Source organism: Kitasatospora sp. NPDC101108 (assembly GCF_055584725.1).
The window spans coordinates 43,824-63,903 of record NZ_JBVJLM010000013.1; the positions used below are offsets into that span (position 1 = coordinate 43,824).

Genomic DNA, 20,080 nt, shown 5'->3' on the forward strand with positions numbered 1-20,080 from the left:
GCGGGAGGAGCACCCCATGAAGGCGGTCACCGTACCGAGGCCCGGCGGTCCGGAGGTCCTGCGGGTCACCGAGGTGCCGGACCCCGAGCCCGGCCCGGGCGAGGTCCGGGTGCGGGTGTACGCCGCCGGGGTGCAGCCGGTGGACCTCGCGATCCGGGAGGGCTTCCGTCCGCCGGGGGTGACGGCCGAGCCGCCGTTCGTCCTCGGCAACGAGTTCGCCGGGGTGGTGGACCGGCTCGGGCCGGGTGTCGACGCGTGGCGGGTCGGCGACGAGGTGCTGGGCTTCCGGGTGCTGGGGTGCCAGGCCGAGCTGGTCACGGTGGACGCCGCCCAGCTGGTGGCCAAGCCCGCCGGGATGCCCTGGGAGCAGGCCGGCGCGCTCTCCGCCTCCGGCCAGACCGCCCACGTGGCGCTCACCCTGCTCGGGGTCGGCCCCGGCGACACCGTGCTGGTGCACGGCGCCGCCGGCGGGGTCGGCACCGTCGCCGTCCAGCTCGCCCGGGCCCGGGGCGCCACCGTGATCGGCACCGCGAGCGAGCGCAACCACGGCTACCTGCGGGAGCTGGGCGCCGTCCCGGTCACGTACGGCGAGGGCCTGGTCGAGCGGGTCCGGGCGGTCGCCCCGCAGGGGGTGGACGCGGCCTTCGACGCGGCCGGGCGGGGCGCACTGGCGGCCTCCGTCGAACTGGTCGCCGACCGGGACCGGATCGGCACCGTGGTCGACTACCCGGAGGCCGAGCGGCTGGGCGTCCGGGGGCTGCGGGGGCCGCGCACGGCCCAGCGGCTGGCCGAGCTGGTGCGACTGTGGGAGGCGGGCGGCCTGCGGCTGGAGGTCGCCGAGGCGCTGCCGCTGGAGAAGGCCGAGGAGGCGCACCGGCTGGTCGGGACCGGCCACGTCCGGGGCAAGGTGGTGCTCACCGCCTGAGCCCGCCGGGGCCGCCCGGGCCGATTGGGTGTTTCGGCCGCTGACCAGGTAATGTTCTCCACGTCAGCAGGCGCCGCTAGCTCAGTTGGTTAGAGCAGCTGACTCTTAATCAGCGGGTCCGGGGTTCGAGTCCCTGGCGGCGCACAGACAGCCGAGAGGCCCTTCGCGAGAGCGAGGGGCCTCTCGGCGTTCCGGCGTTCCGGCGTTCCGGCGTTCCCCGGTCACGCGGTGGCAGAAAAGGTGGGAAACAGGTCATTGCTGCCACCCGGGCCCGCTGACAGGCTGGCCGCATGAGAGCGCGCAGCGTGGTCGTCGTCCTCTACGACGGCGTGCAGAGCCTGGACGTCACCGGCCCGATGGAGGTGTTCGCGGGGGCGGGCGCGGCCGCCCGGCAGCCGGGTGCGTACGAGGTGACCACGGCCTCGCCCGGCGGCCGGCCGGTGCGCAGCTGCAGCGGGCTGCGGCTGCTGCCGGACGCGGACCTGGCCGGGGTCGGCCCGGTGCACACCCTGCTGGTTCCCGGCGGAGTCCCGTCGGAGGACCGGGAGGGCGTCCTGGTCGGACGGATCCGGGAGCTGGCCGAGCGGGCCGAGCGGGTGGTGTCGGTGTGCACCGGGGCCTTCCTGCTCGCCGAGGCCGGGCTGCTGTCCGGCCGTCGGGTGACCACCCACTGGGCGTTCTGCGAGGAGCTGGCCCGGCGGTTCCCGGACGTGACCGTCGACCCGGATCCGATCCACGTGCGGGACGGGAACGTCGCCACCTCGGCCGGGGTCACCGCCGGGATCGACCTGGCGCTGGCCCTGGTCGAGGAGGACTTCGGCCGGGAGGCCGCGCTGCTGATCGCCCGTCACCTGGTGGTCTTCCTGCGCCGGCCGGGCAACCAGGCCCAGTTCAGCACCCAGCTGGCCGCCCAGGTGGCGGCCCGGCAGCCGCTGCGCGAGGTCCAGCGGTGGATCGCCGAGCACCCGGAGGCCGACCTGTCGGTCGAGGCGCTGGCCCACCGGTCGGCGCTGTCGCCGCGGCACTTCGCCCGGGCCTTCGCCGCCGAGGTGGGGGTGCCCCCGGGCCGGTACGTGGACGGGGTCCGGCTGGAGGCCGCCCGGCGGCTGCTGGAGGACACCGACGACGGCATCGAGGAGATCGCCCGCTCCTGCGGCTACGGCACCCCGGAGGCGATGCGGCGCGCCTTCGTCCGGTCCCTGGCCGCCCCGCCCGCCGAGTACCGACGCCGCTTCCGTTCCGTACCCGCTGGAGGTCACTGATGCTCATCGCCGTCCTGCTCTACCCCGACTTCACCACCCTGGACGCGGTCGGCCCGTACGAGGTGCTGTCCCGGATCCCGGGTGCCGAGGTGGTGTTCACCGCCGCCGGGCGCGGGCCGGTCCGCAACGACCTGACCAGCCTGGCGATCACCGCGGACGCCGCCTTGGACGAGGTGGACTCGGCCGATCTGCTGCTGGTGCCTGGCGGGCCCGGCACCGAGGCGCAGCTGACCGACGCGGCGGTGCTCGACTGGGTGCGCCGGATCGACGCGACCACCACCTGGACCACCTCGGTCTGCTCCGGCTCGCTGCTGCTGGGCGCCGCCGGGCTGCTCCAGGGCCGCCGGGCCACCAGCCACTGGGGCGTGCTGGACCAACTGCCCCGGTTCGGCGCCGAGCCGACCGGCACCGAGCGGATCGTGGTCGACGGCAAGTACGCCACCGCGGCCGGGGTCTCGGCCGGGATCGACCTCGCGCTGACGCTGACCGGCCTGATCGCCGGGGACGAGACCGCGCAGGCGATCCAGCTGCTCATCGAGTACGACCCCCAGCCGCCGTACGCCGCCGGTTCGCTGACGAAGGCCTCCCCCGAGGTGGTCGCGGGCGCGCACCGGCTGCTTCAGGGCTGACGGCGCACCGCCGGGAAGCCGTGGCGGCGGGCGGCGAGGGCCACCGCGAGGACGGGCAGCAACAGGGCGAGCACCGTCCACGGCAGGGCGCCGGTGCCGAGGCGGCCGAGCACCAGGCCGCCGACCAGCCCACCGCCGGCCATCGCGGCGTTCCACAGGGTGACCAGCATCGCCTGGGCGGCGTCCGCCCGTTCGCCGCCCGCGTCGCCGACGGCGGTCTGCAACAGGGTGGGCACGCCGCCCCAGCCCAGGCCCCAGAGCAGGGCGGCGGGGTACACCAGCGGCGCGCCGTGCGACCCGAGGCCGAGCAGGGCCGCGGTCACCGCGACCAGCAGTGCGCCGCCGATCGTCAACTGCCGCAGGCGGCGGTGGATGTGGGCGCCGACGAACCAGATGCCCGCGAGCGAGGCCAGTCCGAAGACGAGCAGCACGGAGTCGGCGGAGCCGCCGAGGCCCGCCCGGTCGAGGAAGGGCGTGACGTAGGTGAACAGGATGGTGTGGGCGAGCACGAACAGCACCGTCACGGCGAGCACCGGCAGCACCCCGGGGACGCCGAGCGCGCCGCGCACCGGGGCGCGCCGGCCCTCCGGCCGTCCCGGTTGCTCGGGAAGCAGGGCCGCGATCCAGCCGATCACTCCGAGCGCCAGTGCCGTCATGGCCAGGAAGGGCACCCACCAGGCGAGCACCCGGCCGAGGAAGGTGCCGATCGGCACTCCCAGGGACAGCGCCACCGGCACGCCCGCCATCGCCACCGCCATGGCCCGGCCCTGCTGCTCGGCCGGCACCAACCGGCGCGCGTACCCGGCCAGCAGCGCCCAGCCCAGGCCGGCCGCGACGCCCGCGAGGAAGCGGGCGGCCAGGGTGAGCGGGTAGCTGGTGGAGGCCGCGGTGACGGTGTTGGCCAGTGCGAAGCCGGCCATCGCGGTGAGCAGCAGCCGCTTGCGGCCCCAGCCCACGGTGGCGGCGGTGAGCGGGATCGCGGTGGCGGCGGTGCCGATCGCGTAGACGGTGACGGTCTGCCCGGTGGCGGACTCGCCGACGCCGAGGGCGCCGCTCATCCCGGTCAGGACGCCGGCCGGCAGCGTCTCGGTGAGCGCGGTGACGAAGACGGCGGTGGCCAGGGCGAGCAGGGCCGGGAGCGGAAGGGGCTTGCGGGGTACCGGGGTCGTGAGCTGTGTGGTCGCCATGGGGACCATGCTTGGACCTCACACGGGTGTCAGGTTCAAGCACGGCCCCCGGCGGCCGGGTCAGCGGCGGAAGTAGCCGTCGAAGTTCTTGGAGAACTCCCGCCCGCCGAACCGGTCCCAGTTGATGGACCAGGTCATCAGCCCGGCCAGGTTCGGCTGGGCCCCCGAACGCGGCACGTACGTCCCGCAGTTGGCCAGCTTGGTGAGGCAGTCCAGCGCCTTGTCCACCTCGGCCGGGGCGACGTAGCCGTTGCCCGCGTTGGTGGTGGCCGGCATGCCGATGGCGACCTTCGAGGCGGGCAGCGGCGGGAACACGTTGTTGGCGTTGCCCGCCACCGGGAAGCCCTTGAGCAGCAGGTCGGTCATCGCGACGTGGAAGTCGGCGCCTCCCATCGAGTGGTACTGGTTGTCCAGGCCCATGACGGAGCCGGAGTTGTAGTCCTGGACGTGCAGCAGGGTGAGGTCGTCGCGCAGCGCGTGGATGACCGGCAGGTACGCCCCGGCGCGCGGGTCCTGGCCGCCCCAGGGGCCGGATCCGTAGTACTGGTAGCCGAGTTGGACGAAGAAGGTCTCGGGCGCCATGGTCAGCACGAAGCCCGGGCCGTACTTGGTCTTGAGCGTCTTCAGTGCCGAGATCAGGTTGACGACGACCGCGCTCTTCGGGTTCTTGAAGTCGGTGTCACCGGTGTCGAGGGACAGCGAGTGGCCCTCGAAGTCGATGTCCAGGCCGTCCAGGCCCCACTTGTCGATGATCGCCGAGACCGAGCTGACGAAGGTGTCCCGGGCGGCGGTGGTGGTCAGCTGCACCTGGCCGTTCTGACCGCCGATCGAGATCAGCACCTTCTTGCCCTGGGCGCGCTTGGCGGCGATGGCGGCCTTGAAGTCGGCGTCGGACTCGACGGTCGGGCAGTCGGTGGCCGAGCAGCGGTTGAAGCGGATGTCGCCGGAGGTCGGGGAGGTGGGCTCGCCGAAGGAGAGGTCGATGATGTCCCAGGAGTCGGGGACGTCGGCCATCCGGGTGTATCCGGCGCCGTTGGCGAAGCTGGCGTGGAGGTAGCCGACCAGGGTGTGGCTGCCGGAGGGGGTGCCGGTCGGGGTCCCCGTGGGGGTCCCCGCCGGGGTGCCGGTGGGCGTGGACGTCGGGGTGCCGGTCGGGCTGCCGGTCGGTGCCGGCGTGGACGTCGGGGTCGGGGTCGGGGTCGGACTGGGGCCGCCCGGGCCGTCCAGCGAGACGTCGTCCGCGTAGTACGTGCCCTGCCCGTACCAGCCGTGGGTGTAGACGGTCGCGCTGGTCTGGGTGGCGCCGGTGGTGAAGCTGACGCTGAGCTTCTGGTAGGCGCCGCCGGTGCCGGGGGTCCAGGTGCTCGGGCCGCCGCCGTCGACGCCCAGGTAGACGTACGAGCCGTTGACCCAGGCGCTGAGGGTGTAGGTGGTGCCGGGGGCGACGGCGACGGTCTGGGCGCACTGGGCGGTGTCGCCCGCGGTGGCCGCGGCGGCGAGCGCGTAGCCGCCGCCGTGCACCGGGCCGGTGACGACGCTGCCGGAGCCGCCGGAGCAGTTCCAGGGGCCGAGCGAGCCGGACTCGAAGCCGCCGTTGAGCAGGAACTCCCCGGCCGAGGCGGCCGGCGCCAGGCCCAGGGTGACGCCGACCAGGGTGGCGGCGGCGACGGCGGAGGCGGTGCCGGCGGCGAGCGCGGCACGGCGGCGGGGCCGGGGCCGGAGCGCCCGGAGGCGAGGGGGCGGGTAACCGGTTCTGGGCATATGGGTGCTCCTGCGGTGGCGCGGTCGTGGGGGACGTCCGAGGGCACGCCGGAGCACGCGCCAGTGGGGGGAACGGCCCGGCCTGGCACCCAAGTTGGACTAGACCACTGAAGTGGATCGGCCAGTGCGCTGTCAATGGTCCAGACCGGTTCCCGGCTTCTCCGGTTGCCAGGGGTGACACCCCGTCGAAGGATGGAGGGGTGACCCCGCCCGGCTACCTCCGCCACCCCCACCTGCACGGCGGCCTGCTCACCTTCACCGCCGAGGACGACGTCTGGCTCGCCCCGCTGGACCCCGACGACGCCACCACCGGCCGGGCCTGGCGGGTCGGCTGCGACCGTACCCGGGTGAGCCACCCCCGGTTCTCCCCCGACGGCACCACCCTCGCCTGGACCAGCTGGCTCGGCCTGAACCCCGAGGTGTGGACCGCCCCGGTCGAGGGCGGCGAGGCCCGCCGGCTCAGCTACTGGGGCAGCCAGGACACCCGGGTACGCGGCTGGCTGCCGGACGGCGAGGTGCTGGCCGTCACCTCCTACCACGAGCCCTTCGGCCACTACACCTGGGCGCACGCCCTGCCCCCCGACGGCTCCCCCGGCCGCCGGATGCCCTGGGGCCCGGTCGGCGACGCCCAGATGAGCCGGCAGCGGACCGTCCTGCTCACCGGCTCCGCCCCGCACGAGCCCGCCGCCTGGAAGCGCTACCGCGGCGGTGCGATCGGCCGGCTCTGGGTGGACGGCGAACTGGTCCTGCCCGAGCACACCGGCCACCTCGCCTCGCCCATGCCGGTCGGCGACCGGGTCGCCTTCCTCTCGGACCACGAGGGCATCGGCAACGTCTACTCCTGCCGCCCCGACGGCACCGACCTGCGCCGGCACACCGACCACGCGTCCTACTACGCCCGCGAAGCCGCCACCGACGGCACCCGGATCGTCTACCAGCACGCCGGCGACCTCTGGCTGCTCGACGACCTGGACGCCCCCGCCCCCCGCCGGCTGCACGTCCCGCTCGGCGGCGCCCGGGCCGGCCGCCGCCCGTTCCAGGTCAGCGCCGCCTCCCAGGTCAAGGACCTCGCCTGCGACCGGACCGGCCGGACCGGGGTGATCACCGTGCGCGGCAGCCAGTACTGGCTCACCCACAAGGACGGCCCGGCCCGCGTGCTCGCCGACACCCCCGGCGTGCGGACCCGGCTGCCGGTGGTGCTCGGGCACACCGGCGAGGCGGCCTGGATCACCGACGCCCGGGGCGCCGACGCGATCGAGGTGATGCCGCTGCCGGGGCACGACGCCCCCTCCGAGGTCACCGGCGGCACCCGGCACCGGCACCGGGTGCTCGCCGCCGGGGAACTCGGCCGGGTCCTGGAGCTCACCGCCTCCCCCGACGGCACCCGGCTCGCCGCCGCCACCTCGGACGGCCGGCTGCTGCTGGTCTCCGCCGACGACGGCGAGGTCCGCGAGCTCGCCGCCTCCGAGCACGGGCCAGTCGCCAGCGCCCGGTTCTCCCCGGACTCGCACTGGATCGCCTGGTCCCAGCCGGCCGCCGGCCGGTCCCTGCGCCGGATCCGGCTCACCCGCACCGACGCACCCGCACCGATCACCGACGTCACCGACGGCCGCTTCGAGGACGAGCAGCCGGTGTTCACCCGGGACGGCCGCTACCTGGCCTTCCTGTCCTGGCGCGGCTTCGACCCGGTCCACGACGTGCACACCGGCGACCTCTCCTTCCCGGTCGGCTGCCGTCCGTACCTCGTCCCGCTCACCGCCGACACGCCCTCCCCGTTCGCCGCGCCCGCCGAGGACGGCGCCCCGCGCGGGGACGGCGGCGGCGACGGCACCGTCCGGGTCGATCCCCAGGGCATCGGCGACCGGCTGCTGCAGTTCCCGGTGATCGCCTCCAAGTACTCGGCCACCGACGCGGTGCGCGGCGGGCTGCTCTGGCTGCGCTGGCCGATCTCCGGCACCCTCGGGCAGACCTTCGCCAGCCCCGAGGACACCTCCGGCCGCCCCTCGCTGGAGTACTTCGACCTGGCCCGGGGCAGCCGCACCACGCTGGTGGACAAGCTGGACGGCTACGCGGTCTCCGGGGACGGCGGCTCGATCGCGGTCTACTCGGCCGGCACCCTGCGGGTGATCCCGGTCGGCGCCCCCTCCGCCGGGACCGCCGTCGACCTGCGCCGGATCACCCACACCGTGCACCCGGCCGCCGAGTGGCGGCAGGCGTACCACGAGGCGGCCCGGATCGTCCGGGACCAGTTCTGGGACGAGCGGATGTCCGGCCTGGACTGGCCCGCGCTGGTCGCCCAGTACGAACCGCTGCTGGAACGGATCTGCTCACCCGACGACTTCGCCGACCTGCTGCGCGAACTCCTCGGCGAGCTCGGCACCTCGCACGCCTACGTCACCCCGTCCCGGCGCGCCGAGGGCCCCACCCTCGCCCAGCAGCCGCTCGGCCTGCTCGCCGCCAACGCCCACCGCTCCCCCGACGGCCGCTGGCTGGTCGACCGGATCCTGCCCGGCGAGTCCTCCGACCCGCGAGCCCGCGCCCCGCTCGCCGCCCAGGGCGTCCGGGACGGCGACGAACTGCTGGAGGTCGGCGGCCGCCCGGTGGACCCGGTGCGCGGACCGCTGCCACTGCTGGCCGGCACCGGCGGCACGACCGTCGAACTGGCCCTGCGCAGCGGCCCGGACGGCCCGGTGCGGCGGATCACCGTGACCCCGCTGACCGACGAACGGGCCGTCCGCTACCAGGACTGGGTGACCAAACGCCGTTCCCTGGTCCGGGAGTTCAGCGACGGCCGGTGCGGCTACCTGCACATCCCGGACCTCGGCGGCTCCGGCTGGGCGCAGTTCAACCGGGACCTGCGGCGCGAGCTCGACAAGCCCGCGCTGGTGCTGGACGTGCGCGGCAACGCCGGCGGCAACGTCTCCGAACTGGTCCTGGAGAAGCTCACCCGGCACGTCCTCGCCTGGGACTTCACCCGTGACCGCCGGCCCGTCCGCTGGCCCCGGCACGCGCTGCGCGGCCCGCTGGTGGCACTCGCCGACGAGGCCACCAGCTCGGACGGCGACGTGATCATCGCGGCGATCAAGCTGCTCGGCCTCGGCCCGGTGATCGGCAACCGCACCTGGGGCGGCGTGGTCGGCATGACCGGGCGGCACACCCTGGGCGACGGCACCCAGATCTCGGTGCCGAAGAACGCCTCCTGGTTCAGCGGCGGGCTCGGCTGGTCGGTGGAGAACCGGGGTGTCGAGCCGGACGTGCACGTGCTGCGCACCCCGCAGGACTGGGCCCGGGGGCGCCACCCGGAGCTGGTCACCGCCGTCCAGCTGGCCCTGGAGCTGCTGGAGGACGTGCCCGCGGCGGCGCCCCCGCCGGAGTCCACACCCCGGCCGGACCTGCGGCGCCCGCCGCTGCCGCCGCGGGCACGGTGACGCGCGGGGGGCGCACGGCGGGCGCCGGCCCCGGACATCGGTCCCGGAGACCGGTCCCGGACGTCAGTCCCAGGGGTCGCCCTCGGCGGTCATGTTCTCGGCGGCGCGCCGGTCGGCCTCCTCCTGGGCGCGCCGCTCCTCGGTCTGCCGGGAGCGCTCGACGTCGTCACCGAACGCGTCGGCCGCCTCGTCGTGGGCGAGGGCGGCGCGCTGGGCGGCACCGTCCCCCGTGACCCCGTGCTGCGGCGGCCGGTGGAACAACCTGTCCAAGATGCCCATAGCTCCTCCTTGTACGAACGGAATGCCCTTGCGGACGGACCGACGGATTTTCCGGGCTGCCCCCACTCTCACACCGGCCGCGGACGGCTGCACCTTGAGCCTTTGGTCCCGGTGGATGGCGTCGAAGGGCCGTGGCCCGGCGCGCCCCGCGGGCGCAAGGTGGGCGGTGAAGGGAACGCGTCGGAGGACCTGGTCGGGTCGCCCGACCGGCGGAAGGTGGGCGGTGTGAGGAACTCGACCGAGGAACTGCACGACGGGCCGCGCCGACGGGTCGGCCCGCTGGCCGCACTGGACGGGCGGCTGCCCCGCGCCCATGACCTGCTGCTGATGCAGTGCCCCGGCTCGCTGCGCCCGCTGACCGGTGGCGCGCTGCCGGACTGGGCCCGGACGGTCCTGCGGGCGCACCCGTGGGTGACGGTCGGCCGGGCGCCCTCGGCGGACGGCACCCCGGTGGACGTTCCCCGGCCCCGGCGCTGCACCCGCGACCCGGAGGCGGCGCCCGAGCACTGGATCCCGGTGACCGTCCGCGGCCCGCGCCCCGGGCAGCGGCTGGACGCCCTGGCCCCGTGGGCGGCGGTGGCCCGCACCCTGCGGCCCGAGCAGCTGGCCGAACGGCGGGCGCGGCTGGCCCCCGACCGGATCACCGGCATCCCGGCGCTGGCCCTGCTCCCCGAGGCCGGCCGGCTGGTCGCGGACCACCGCCTCGCCTGGGGCCCGATCGGCGCGGTCGGCTACGAACTCGGCACCGGGATCCCGGTCGCCGGGCCGCTCAGCCCGCTGCGGCTGGTGCTGCGCGCCCCGCACCCGGTCAGCCGGCGCGACGCGCTGCAGCTGCGCCGGGCACTGAGCAAGCTGCCGGTGCCGGTGCAGGCCGAGCTGGAGACCCGCTACGGCGCGGTCCAGCTGGCCGAGTACGCGGCGGGGGTGCACACCTTCACCCTGCTGACGCCGTACGGGCCCCGCGAGGTCCACGATCCGTGGTTCCCGGGGGGCCCGTACGGCTGAGCGGGGCCGGCCGCCGCCGTCGACGGGCGCGGGTGAGCGGGCTCAGCCGCTGACGCTGGGTGCGCCCGTCTCCAGGTGGCCGGTGAAGCGCTGGGTCCAGCTGCTGTCGACGTCCACCGTGACGGTGAAGTCGTACCAGCCGTTGTTGTACGCGACCGCGTTGAAGAAGTCGCTGGTGCTGCCGCCGGCAGGCACCCGGTAGGTCCAGGGGCCGTCCGTCCGGTAGTTGTTGGAGGTGATGGTGAAGGTGATCGGGGTGGTGCCGGAGTTGGCCATCCTGAAGTAGACCGCCAGCTTGCCGCTGCCCGGCTCGACCGCGTAGGAGGCGGTGACGGCGGCGTTCTTCCCCGGCTGGGTGAGGTCGCCGGTGAAGCGGCGCAGGAAGCGGTTCGGGCTGACCACGGTCAGGTCGTACTTGCCGTTGCCGAAGCCGTTGGTCCCGCAGTTGAAGAAGTCGGTGACCGGGCTGCCGGAAGGGACGGTGTACTGCCAGGGGCCGCCGCTGCGGTAGGCGTTGGCGTAGGCGGCGAAGTGCGCGGCCCGGGCGGCGCCGTCGTTGGACATCTTCACCCAGACGTGCATGACGCCGCCGGCGTCGGCGTCCCAGTGGTCCAGGTTGGCGTTGGGCTGGTACGGCAGGGCGCGGGCCGGCCGGGTGCCGGGCTCCTGGGCGGGGAGCGCGTTGTCGGCCGGCGAGGGGTTGGGCAGCGGGCCGCAGGTGGACAGGCCGATGGTCCGGGAGGTGTCGGGCAGCGCGGGCATGCCGTACACCGGGTTGGCGAAGTCGAAGACCGAGGTGAGGTCGCCGCAGACCTGGCGGCGCCAGGCGCTGATGTTGGGACTGGTGGCCGGCTTGCCGAGGGCGGCGGTCCACACCTCCAGGAAGCGCAGCACCGAGGTGTGGTCGAAGGTCTCGGAGTTGACCCAGCCGCCGCGGCTCCACGGGGAGACGGCGATCAGCGGGACGCGGAAGCCGAGGCCGATGTTGGTCGAGTTGTAGAACTCGCCGGCGGTGCCGGCGGGCGCGGCCGGCGGCGGGACGTGGTCGAAGAAGCCGTCGTTCTCGTCGTAGTTGATCAGCAGGACGCTGGAGTTGAACACGTTGGGGTCCGCGTTCAGGGCGTCCATCACCAGGTGGACGAAGTGCGCGCCGTCCTCGGGGGTGGCGTAGGGGTGCTCGGAGGACTGCTGGTCGGCGACGATCCAGGAGACCTGCGGCAGGGTGCCGTTCAGCACGTCGGCCCTGATCGCGGCGGCGATGTCGTCCGGGGTGCGGCCGGTGACGGCGGGGACGGAGCCCATGCCCTTGACGGCGAGCGGGCTGCCGGCCGCGGCGCCGGTGAACTGGCTGAAGTAGGCGAGGGCGTTGTCGCCGAAGTTGTCGTTGGCGTTCTGGTAGACCTTCCAGCTGACGCCGGCCTTCTCCAGCGCCTCGGCGTAGGTCTGCCAGCGCAGGTTGGACTCGGAGCCGCCGTCGTAGGCCGGGCCGCCCGCGGTGCCGGCGGGGTCGATCGTCCCGCTCCAGTGGTAGGTGCGGTTGGGACCGGTCGCGCTCAGCACCGAGCAGTGGTAGGCGTCGCAGACGGTCCAGTTGTCGGCCAGCGCGTAGTGGAACGGGATGTCGGCGCGCTGCAGGTAGCCGAGGGTGCGGACGGTGCCCTTGGCGGACACCCAGGAGTCCATTTTGCCGCCGTTCCAGGCCTTGTGCTGGTCGGACCAGGCGTGCGAGAGGTCGCCGTTGCACTGCGCCTGGGTCTCCGCGGAGCCGCTCGCGCCCGAGGGGTTGAAGGCCCAGGGGTACTGCCGGGCGAACAGGCCGTTCGGCTGGTTGAAGACGCTGTAGCCGCCGGAGAGCTGGATGGTGGCCCTGTCGGCGAAGCCGCGCACGCCCTTGAGGGTGCCGAAGTAGTGGTCGAAGCTGCGGTTCTCCTGCATCAGGATCACCACGTGCTGCACGTCGGTAATGGTGCCGGTGGTGCTGAGCGCGGTGGTGGAGGCGGTCGCGGCGGCCGCGGACCCCGCGGCGCCGGTGCCGGCCGCCGCGAGACCGGCCGCGGCCGCTCCGGACAGCGTGACGAACTTCCTTCGACTCAACTCGGCCATCAGCCCGGCCCGTCCCTTCGCTGGCGATGTTGTGTACACAAGTCGGAGCTCATCGATCGCGGAGCAGTCTCCACCTCGGCCGGAGCGGGCCACCAGACGTGTGCAGCAGGATTGTCGGACTGTTCGGCCGGGTGTCACCGAGCGACACGGGGCTGAACACCCGACGGATCCGCCGGGGAGGGACGGTGCAGGCTCAGCGGTCCTTCACCTCGATACCCAGCGCATGGGCGAACTGCGGTGCCAGTTCCAGCAGTTGGGTCGAGCTGATGACGGCTCCGCGCAGGCCCTGGTGGCCGTCCGCCAGGCCGAGCCGGGTGGCTCCGCGCAGGTCGGTCGCGCTCAGCACGGCCCCGCGCAGCCGGACCTCCTCCAGCGTCGAGCCGGGGAAGGACACCCCGGTCAGCTTGGCCTCGCCGAAGTCCACGTCGCGCAGCAGGCAGTCCTCGAACACGACGTCCCGCAGCACGGCCGCCCGCAGGTTGACGGCCTCCAGCTTGCAGCCGCGGAACACCACCCGGCGCAGCGCGGAGCCGTACCCGGCGACCCCGGCCAGCACGCCGCCGACGAAGGCGCTGTCCTGCCACTCGGTGTCGCTCAGGTCGCAGGCCACCCAGCGGCCGGCCTGCACCCAGACCTCGTTGAACCGGGCCTGGCGCAGCTTGACCCCGCTGAGCGCGACCCCGGTGAAGGCGCACTCCAGGAAGACCGCGCCGGCGCCCGACTCGTCGGTGTGCCCGTCGCCGTCGAAGTGCGCGGTGTCGTACCGGGCGTCGCTGCGCAGCGAGCCCGTGTGGGGGCGCAGCAGTTCGGCGTACGGGAGGTCGGCGAGCTGTTCGGGGACGGGGCGGGGCATGGCGGCGGCACCTCACGGGTCGGGGGCGAGCGGGTCGGGGCGAGCGGGTCGGGCTGACGGGTCTCGTCCGCATGCTCGCACGTACCACCGACAGGGCCCCGGCCCGGCGCGCCCCGGCCCGGCCGCTGCGGACGCGGCCGGGCCGGGGCGTTCGGCGGTGGCGGGTGGCGGGTCAGCCGCGCGCCCAGAGCGAGTTGACCCGGCTGCGCTCGGTGGCGTTCGGGTACGGGTTGGTGCAGGACGTGCCGGGTCCGCCGCCCGACATCAGCTCGCTGCACGGGCCGGAGTAGTGGTCCGGGAGGCCGAGCACGTGCCCGGTCTCGTGGGCCGTCACCCGGACCGAGTTGTACTGCCGGTTCTGCTGGTAGTCGAGGAAGACGTAGCCGTGCCCGTGCCCGTCGGTGCTGGCGTAGGAGCCGCGGCTGTCGTTGCCCTCGTAGTAGCGGAAGTCGGCGGCCGAGCCGGACCGGAGCTGGACGTTGCTGACCGAACTGTTCCAGATCCGGGCGGCGTTGGCGATCTGGGTGCGGAAGGACGGGGCGGAGCTGGCGTCGTAGGTGACCACGACGGTGGCCAGGCCCGGGTTGGCGGCCTGCTTGGCCTTGGCCGAGGCCATCACGGCCTGGAAGAACGCCTGGTTGTCCGCGGCCTCCTGCGCCGAACCGGCGTACGTCGAGGCGGTGTAGCCCTGCACGGCCGGGGCCGCCGGGGCGGCGGCCGCCGCGGTGGTGGGCAGCACGGCGAGGCCGGCCGCGAGGGCGAGACCGAGGGTCGCGGACAGCACGGATCGCTTCATGTGGGGGCTCCTGAAGGGGTCCTGGAAGTGGGGGCTTCCGGTCCCTGGCGCCATGGCCGGGTTGGGGGCCGGCCTCGGGGGGACACCTGGTGACCGGGTGTCCCCAGAGCTTCGGGCAGCCCGGCGGCGGTGCGGATGATGTCAACCCGCGATAGCCCGGTGCAATGCCCCCCGGAACCCCCGGATTTGAGCCGTCTTTTACTCGTCTTGACTCGAACATGCCCCTGGCATTCCGTTCCGGGGGCGGCTAGGCTCCCCGTCGGGGAAGTACCCGAGCGGCGTCCCGCCCGTTTCCGGCCGGGCGGGCCGCCGCACCCGATCCGCCCTACGGGCAGGTCAGTTAGCCGCCGCCACGCCGTTCGCCCAGAGCGCGTCGACCTGTGCGCTCTCGTTGGCGTCGGGGTGCGCGTTGGTGCAGGACGGGCCGGGGCCGTGGCCCGACATCAGTTCGCTGCACGGGCCGGAGTAGTCGTCGGGCAGGCCGAGCACGTGCCCGGTCTCATGGGCGACGATCCGGAGCGAGGAGTACTCCTGGGCCTGCTGGTGGTCGATGACGATGTAGCCGTGCCCGTGTCCGTCGGTGCTGGCGTACGAGCCGCCGCCGTCGCCCTCGGTGTACGAGAAGTCGCCGGTGCCGCTGGTCTCCCGGAGCTGGACGTTGTGCACCGAGCTGTTCCAGATCTGCGCGGCGTCGGCGATGTCGCCGCTGAAGGAGGGCGCGTTGGTGGTGTCGTAGGTGACGGTGACGGTCCGCAGCCAGGGGTCGGCGGCCTGCCTGGCCCTGACCGAGGCCGTCACGGCCCGGAAGAAGGCCTGGTCGTTCGCGGCCTCCTCCTGCGAACCGGCGTACGCCGGGCCGGCGTCGGCCCGGACGGCGTGGGTCTGCGCGGAGGGCACCGCCGGGGCGGCGGGCGCGGCGACGGCGGTGGCGGGCAGGGCCATGAGGACGGCGGCGAGACCCAGGCCCAGGGTCGCGGACAGCACGGATCGCTTCATGCGGGGCTCCGATTCGCGGTGCGCCGGCCGGCCGGGACCGGTGGGGGCCGGCTCCGGCGGCGGTGGCGCGCGTGGGGGCCGCCCCGGCCAGGCCGGGGCGGTGTGGTGCCCCCGAGCTTCGACCCGCCCGGGCCCGTCGCGGATGATGTCAACCGGCGATAGCCCGGCCGCATACGGCGGCGGTCCCCCGGCCGCGTGCCCGCCGCGACCGCCCGGGCGTGCCGTCGGCGTGCCCGCGATCTTCTGTCATGTCCTTGGCGAGGCGGTGCGCCGACGTCTATGCTCCCGTCGTGGAGCTCGACGTGAGACACCTCCGGGTGCTGTGCGCGATCGCCGACACGGGCAGCCTCCGCAAGGCCGCGCTCCAGCTCGGCATGACCCAGCCCTCCCTCACCACCCAGCTGCACCGCATCGAACGGGCCATCGGCGGAACCCTGTTCACCCGCGAGCAGACCGGCAGCCGGCCCACCGCGCTCGGCCACTCCGTGCTGTCCCGGGCCCGGCCGGTGATCAGCGAGATGGCCGCCCTGGTCGCGGCCGCCCGCCAGGAGGCCCGGGACACCACCGGGCCCGGCCGCCAGCGCCGGCTGCGGATCGGCAGCGTCGGCAGCCGGGCGGTCGCCGCCTGGCTGCGCCGGGTGCACGAGCGGCTGCCGGACACCGACACCACCATCCACGTCGACATCTCCGCCAACGCGCTGCTGCGGATGGTCGCCGCCGACCAGCTGGACGTGGCCTTCGTGCACGAGTGCGAGGGCTTCCCGCTGCGGGTGCCCCCGGACGCCGAACACCGGGTGCTGATGGCCCGCGAGCCGCAGTTCGTCGCGCTCGCCGCCGGCCACCCGGCCGCCGCCCGGCCGGTCGTCCACCTGGCCGACCTCGCCGAGGACACCTGGATGGTCGATCCGACCGCCGACCACGAGTACGCCGCGATGCGCCGGGTGTTCAGCGAGGCCGGGCTCAACCCCCGGGTGGTGCAGGTGCGGGACAACGCCACCGCCGCCGAGCTGGTCGCCTCCGGCGAGGCCGTCCGCCCCTGCCAGCCGACCTCACTGCCCGGGCCCGGCACGGTGGTCCGCCCGGTGCACGGGGACCCGCTGACCGTCCGGCTGCTGTTCACCTGGCGCCCCCGGGTGCTCAGCCAGCCCGCCCTGGACGCGCTGTACGGCGAACTGCGCGCCGCCTACCTGGATCTGGCCAAGGTCAACCCGGCCTACCTGGACTGGTTGGCCCGGCACGAACCGGTGCTGCTGGAGCGGGTTCAGGCCTGCTGAGCCCCGGCGTCCCGGCTGTCCCGGCCGTCCCGGCCCGCCCGGCCCGCCCGGCTCTCCCGGCCGTGGATCACCACCCCCACCGCGACCATCAGCGCGCAGACCAGGCCCGCCGCGAGCACCCCGGAGCCGCCCAGCGCGGTGCAGGCCAGCACCAGCACCGCCCCGGTCGGGGCCACCGACTGGGCGGCCGGGCCGCGCTTGGTGTGCCGGGAGTGCAGGTACCAGACGGTGAAAAGGTAGACCGCGGTCGGCACGGTGACCGTCGCGGTGGCGGCCGTCCCGGAGATCCCCGCCTTGTGCACGGCCGACTCCACCGCCACCTCCATCCCGGCGCCGATCGCCGCCGCCGAGCCGAACACCAGGTAGTGCCCGTAGCCCCAGGCGAAGGCCTGCCGGTTGGAGCGCAGGTGCTCGTGGACGGGCCGGGCGAAGTAGATCCACCAGGCCGCGAAGCAGATCAGCAGCCCGCCGGCCGCCACCGGCACCAGCCGGCCCAGCTCCTCGTGCTCGTCCACCGCCGACTGCACCGCGACCGTCGCGGCGGCCACCGTCTCACCGAGCACGATCAGGGTGAACAGCCCGTACCGCTCGGCGATGTGGTGCGGGTGCCAGGCGGTCTGCATCCGCAGTTCGGCGACCACCGGGACGGCCAGCTCGCACAGCACGCCGATCGGGACGACCACCGGCCGGGCGGCGTCCGGCACCAGCAGTACCAGTACCCAGCCGACCTGGCAGAGCGTGATCCCCACCGCGTAGCGCAGCGCGACCCGGCGCGCCCCGCCCTGTTCGGCGGCCGCCGCGCGCAGCCACTGGGTGACCATCGCCAGGCGCATCACCACGTAGCCGGTGATCGTCAGCGTCAGGTCCTGGGTGGCGAACAGCCGCGGCACCCCGGCGGCGAGGATCAGCACGCCGGCGATCTGCACCAGCGTGGTCACCCGGTACGGCACGTCGTCGCAGTCGTACGCGGAGGCGAACCAGGTGAAGTTCATCCAGGCCCACCAGATGGCGAAGAAGGCGATCGCGTAACCGCGCAGGCCCTCCCCGTAGTGCCCGGCCGCGAGGGAGTGGGCGAGTTCCCGGCCGGCCTGGCCGACCGCGACCACGAAGCAGAGGTCGAAGAAGAGTTCCAGCGGGGTGGCGACCCGGTGCGGTTCGTGGCGGTCGCGCGGGACCATCCGGCGCACCGGGGGCGGGTCGACGTGCTGCGCTCGGGACGCGGCCGCGGCGGCGGGGTCGCTGGTCATCGGTGCTGCTCCGGGGATCGGGGAGGGGACGGAGGCGAGGACGGGGCCCGGGAAGGGGCTCGCCGTCCCGCATCCTGGCAGCGGTCCGGTCCCGGCGCACGCACCGGCGCGAGGCGTGCGCCGCGCGGACACCGGTGCGCGCACCGGTGCGGCAACTCCGTTCGATCCCGGGCCCGATGCCCCCCTATGTCCCCTTTTCTCCTTGCCGTCAGCGAGAGTTGACGCTCCGGTGCGCGAAGTGGGTGACAGCGCGGCGGGTTTCCGGGCGCGCCCCGCGCGCTGCACCACGGCCGACCGCGACGCCCCGCTAGATTCTTCCCCGGTTGGAAGCGAGCGCGGGCCCCTGGGGCCCCACGACACGGGCGGCCTGCGGGCAACGCGGAAGGTCAAGGCCGGTGGCAGGACAGCGGGGGCGGCGTAGTCGGCCCACCCGTGTCCGCACCACCGGCCTCGTGATCACCGCGCTGCTCGCCAGCGCCTGCCGTGCGGTCGCCCTCGCCGCCTCGGCGGCCCGGGTTACTTCTCCCAGCCGATCTTGGCGTAGTCCGTGCTCCCCAGGCCGAACGCGCCCTCGTTGGCCAGGCCCTTGCGGGTCGCCACCACGACCGGCCGCTGGTAGAGCTCGACGGTGTGGCCGAGCTCCCAGATCTTCGCGTCCGCCTGGTTGTAGAGCTTCGCGGCCTCCACCGGGTCGAGCGTGCCGGCCGCCTTCTTCAGCAGCGCGTCGATCTCGGGCGTGCCGAGCTTCGAGTAGTTGCCGAAGACGTTGTCACCGACCGGCAGACGGAAGTTGCTGAGCGAGGTCGACAGCGGGAACGAGTCGGTGTTCCGCCAACTGGCGATCTCGAACTTGCCCGGGTTCACGTACTTGGTGAAGAAGTCGTTGGCGGGGACCTTGTCCAGGTCGACCTTCACCCCGGCGGCCAGCCACATCGCCGCCGCGGCCGTCGCCAGGTCCAACTGCGCCTGCGGGGTGGCGTCGTTGATCACCCAGTGCAGCTCCAGCTGCTGCCCGTCCTTGGTGCGCGGCTGACCGCTCCCCGCGTCCTTCCATCCCGCGTCGTCGAGCAGCTTCTTGGCCGCGGCCAGGTCGAACTTCGCCCACTCACCGGAGTTGTCCTGGTAGCCGGTCTGGTTGGGCATGAAGATGTGGTTGCCGAGCGGCTTGAACTCCACCGGCACGCCGTTGTTCGCGATCTTGATCAACGAGGACCGGTCGAGCGCCTTCCCCAGCGCCTGGCGGACCTTCTGGTCCGCCAGGGCCCCGCCCTGGCCGAACGAGATGTGCACGTCGTCCCACGGACTGGCGGCCCGGATGACGGCCTCCTTGGCGCCCTTGAGCTGCCCGTACGCGGCGGCGGTGCCCGCCGTGGCGAGGTCGATCTCGTTGTTGAGGAACGCCTGCGTCGTCGCCGACTGGGACATCACCCGGAAGGTGATCCGGTCGAGTTTGGCCTTCGTCCCCCACCATGCCGGGTCCGGGACCAGGGTCAGGGTCTGCGCGGTCTTGTCCGCCGTCCCGATCTTCAGCGCCCCCGCCGTGATCGGGATCTTCTCCACCCAGCCCTGGTTGAAGTCCTGGGCCGTAGCGATGCCGGCCGCCGGGATCAGCGGGCGGAACAGGTTCTGCCAGTCCGCGTACGGCTCGGAGAAGGTCACCTTGACCTCGGTCGGGTCCGCGCCCTGCTCGACGGAGGAGATCAGCTCGTAGCCGGAGGAGTCGGCGATGTTGTAGCCGTCCTTCTTGCCGTTGCTGGCCTCCCAGTCCGCCTTGAAGTCCAGGTAGCTCAGCGGCTTGCCGTCCGACCACTTCGCCTTGGGGTTGAGCTTGTAGGTGACCACCTGCGGGGAGGTCGAGGTGATCTTCGCCTCCTGGAGGTAGTCGGCGACGGGCTGGAAGTTCCCGGAGGCGTCGGTGGTGAAGAGGGCGGGCTCCAGCGCGCGCATGATCTCGACCGCGTCGCCGTACCGGCCGTCCACCTGGAACGGGTTCCACTGGGTGATCCACTGGTACAGCGGCAGGCGCACCTCCCCGCCGTCCTTGACCTGGTCCAGCGGCTTGGCGTTGATGTCCTGGGAGTCCTGTCTCGGCGGCTCGCTCTTGGCCACGTCACCCGCCGAACCGCCCCCGCCCGAGGTGCACGCGGTGACCGCGAGCGCGACGGCGACGGCGAGGGCGGTCGCCCGGCCGAGACGGCGGGCCGTGGTGGAAGCGTCCATGAGGGTCCCCCTGGTGAGGTCTGGCGAACGGGAGTTGGGGCGCAGCAGGCATGACTTGGCTTGAGCATGGGCACTCAATCCGGCACCGAGCCAGAGGAACGTAACAGCGGATCAG

At 74.0% G+C, this 20,080-nt stretch carries 15 protein-coding genes and 1 tRNA gene; 7 read left to right on the forward strand and 9 right to left on the reverse strand.

Annotated features, from left to right (window positions below; genetic code table 11):
• Positions 1-16 precede the first annotated feature (16 nt).
• The 4 genes from ACZ6Z8_RS25915 (at position 17) to ACZ6Z8_RS25930 (ending at position 2,816) form a co-directional block, all read left to right on the forward strand.
• Positions 17-925, forward strand: a complete 909-nt coding sequence (locus ACZ6Z8_RS25915; RefSeq protein ID WP_465612447.1) for an NADP-dependent oxidoreductase — start codon at positions 17-19, stop codon at positions 923-925.
• A gap of 70 nt (positions 926-995) precedes the next feature.
• Positions 996-1,069 (forward strand) — tRNA-Lys (locus ACZ6Z8_RS25920).
• Positions 1,070-1,215: 146 nt separating this feature from the next.
• Entirely contained in the window at positions 1,216-2,187 is a 972-nt protein-coding gene (locus ACZ6Z8_RS25925) for a GlxA family transcriptional regulator (protein ID WP_465612448.1), read from the forward strand.
• Entirely contained in the window at positions 2,187-2,816 is a 630-nt protein-coding gene (locus ACZ6Z8_RS25930) for a DJ-1/PfpI family protein (RefSeq protein ID WP_465612449.1), read from the forward strand. The genes ACZ6Z8_RS25925 and ACZ6Z8_RS25930 overlap by 1 nt, the downstream gene beginning before the upstream one ends.
• Here the strand turns inward: ACZ6Z8_RS25930 and ACZ6Z8_RS25935 are convergent.
• Together ACZ6Z8_RS25935 and ACZ6Z8_RS25940 are read right to left on the reverse strand one after the other, a co-directional pair.
• Positions 2,807-4,003, reverse strand: coding sequence for an MFS transporter (locus ACZ6Z8_RS25935; RefSeq protein ID WP_465612450.1), 1,197 nt, complete (start codon positions 4,001-4,003; stop codon positions 2,807-2,809). The genes ACZ6Z8_RS25930 and ACZ6Z8_RS25935 overlap by 10 nt on opposite strands.
• A 60-nt stretch (positions 4,004-4,063) precedes the next feature.
• Positions 4,064-5,764: a chitinase gene (locus ACZ6Z8_RS25940; protein WP_465612451.1), complete on the reverse strand. Its 1,701-nt coding sequence runs from the start codon at positions 5,762-5,764 to the stop codon at positions 4,064-4,066.
• Between the two features lie 200 nt (positions 5,765-5,964).
• Here ACZ6Z8_RS25940 and ACZ6Z8_RS25945 point away from each other — a divergent pair, with 200 nt between their 5' ends.
• A complete protein-coding gene (locus ACZ6Z8_RS25945; RefSeq protein WP_465612452.1) occupies positions 5,965-9,192 on the forward strand; it encodes a S41 family peptidase in 3,228 nt (1,075 codons plus the stop codon).
• A gap of 63 nt (positions 9,193-9,255) precedes the next feature.
• On the opposite strand, the gene ACZ6Z8_RS25950 is transcribed toward ACZ6Z8_RS25945, so the two are convergent.
• Positions 9,256-9,471 (reverse strand): hypothetical protein, encoded by a 216-nt coding sequence (locus tag ACZ6Z8_RS25950; protein WP_465612453.1) that lies wholly within the window; start codon positions 9,469-9,471, stop codon positions 9,256-9,258.
• A gap of 225 nt (positions 9,472-9,696) precedes the next feature.
• Here ACZ6Z8_RS25950 and ACZ6Z8_RS25955 point away from each other — a divergent pair, with 225 nt between their 5' ends.
• Positions 9,697-10,476 (forward strand): phosphoribosyl-dephospho-CoA transferase MdcG domain-containing protein, encoded by a 780-nt coding sequence (locus ACZ6Z8_RS25955; RefSeq protein WP_465612454.1) that lies wholly within the window; start codon positions 9,697-9,699, stop codon positions 10,474-10,476.
• Between the two features lie 42 nt (positions 10,477-10,518).
• Here the strand turns inward: ACZ6Z8_RS25955 and ACZ6Z8_RS25960 are convergent, their stop codons facing one another.
• The 4 genes from ACZ6Z8_RS25960 to ACZ6Z8_RS25975 all read right to left on the reverse strand — a co-directional run bounded on the left by ACZ6Z8_RS25960 (position 10,519) and on the right by ACZ6Z8_RS25975 (position 15,224).
• The gene (locus ACZ6Z8_RS25960) at positions 10,519-12,579 is read right to left on the reverse strand and encodes a phosphocholine-specific phospholipase C (RefSeq protein WP_465612455.1); all 2,061 of its coding nucleotides are present in this window, start codon (positions 12,577-12,579) and stop codon (positions 10,519-10,521) included.
• A 193-nt stretch (positions 12,580-12,772) separates the two neighbouring features.
• The gene (locus tag ACZ6Z8_RS25965) at positions 12,773-13,432 is read right to left on the reverse strand and encodes a pentapeptide repeat-containing protein (RefSeq protein ID WP_465612456.1); all 660 of its coding nucleotides are present in this window, start codon (positions 13,430-13,432) and stop codon (positions 12,773-12,775) included.
• Positions 13,433-13,604: 172 nt separating this feature from the next.
• Positions 13,605-14,228: a snapalysin gene (gene snpA / locus ACZ6Z8_RS25970; RefSeq protein WP_465612457.1), complete on the reverse strand. Its 624-nt coding sequence runs from the start codon at positions 14,226-14,228 to the stop codon at positions 13,605-13,607.
• Positions 14,229-14,564: 336 nt separating this feature from the next.
• Complete coding sequence (locus ACZ6Z8_RS25975) at positions 14,565-15,224, reverse strand: snapalysin family zinc-dependent metalloprotease (protein WP_465612458.1); 660 nt, start codon at positions 15,222-15,224, stop codon at positions 14,565-14,567.
• A 248-nt stretch (positions 15,225-15,472) separates the two neighbouring features.
• Between ACZ6Z8_RS25975 and ACZ6Z8_RS25980 the strand changes: the two genes are divergently transcribed.
• The gene (locus ACZ6Z8_RS25980; protein WP_465612459.1) at positions 15,473-16,498 is read left to right on the forward strand and encodes a LysR family transcriptional regulator; all 1,026 of its coding nucleotides are present in this window, start codon (positions 15,473-15,475) and stop codon (positions 16,496-16,498) included.
• Here ACZ6Z8_RS25980 and ACZ6Z8_RS25985 read toward each other — a convergent pair.
• Positions 16,486-17,745, reverse strand: a complete 1,260-nt coding sequence (locus ACZ6Z8_RS25985) for a low temperature requirement protein A (protein ID WP_465612460.1) — start codon at positions 17,743-17,745, stop codon at positions 16,486-16,488. The two genes, ACZ6Z8_RS25980 and ACZ6Z8_RS25985, sit on opposite strands and share 13 nt — an antisense overlap.
• 516 nt (positions 17,746-18,261) lie before the next feature.
• The gene (locus tag ACZ6Z8_RS25990) at positions 18,262-19,965 is read right to left on the reverse strand and encodes an ABC transporter family substrate-binding protein (protein ID WP_465612461.1); all 1,704 of its coding nucleotides are present in this window, start codon (positions 19,963-19,965) and stop codon (positions 18,262-18,264) included.
• Positions 19,966-20,080 lie beyond the last annotated feature (115 nt).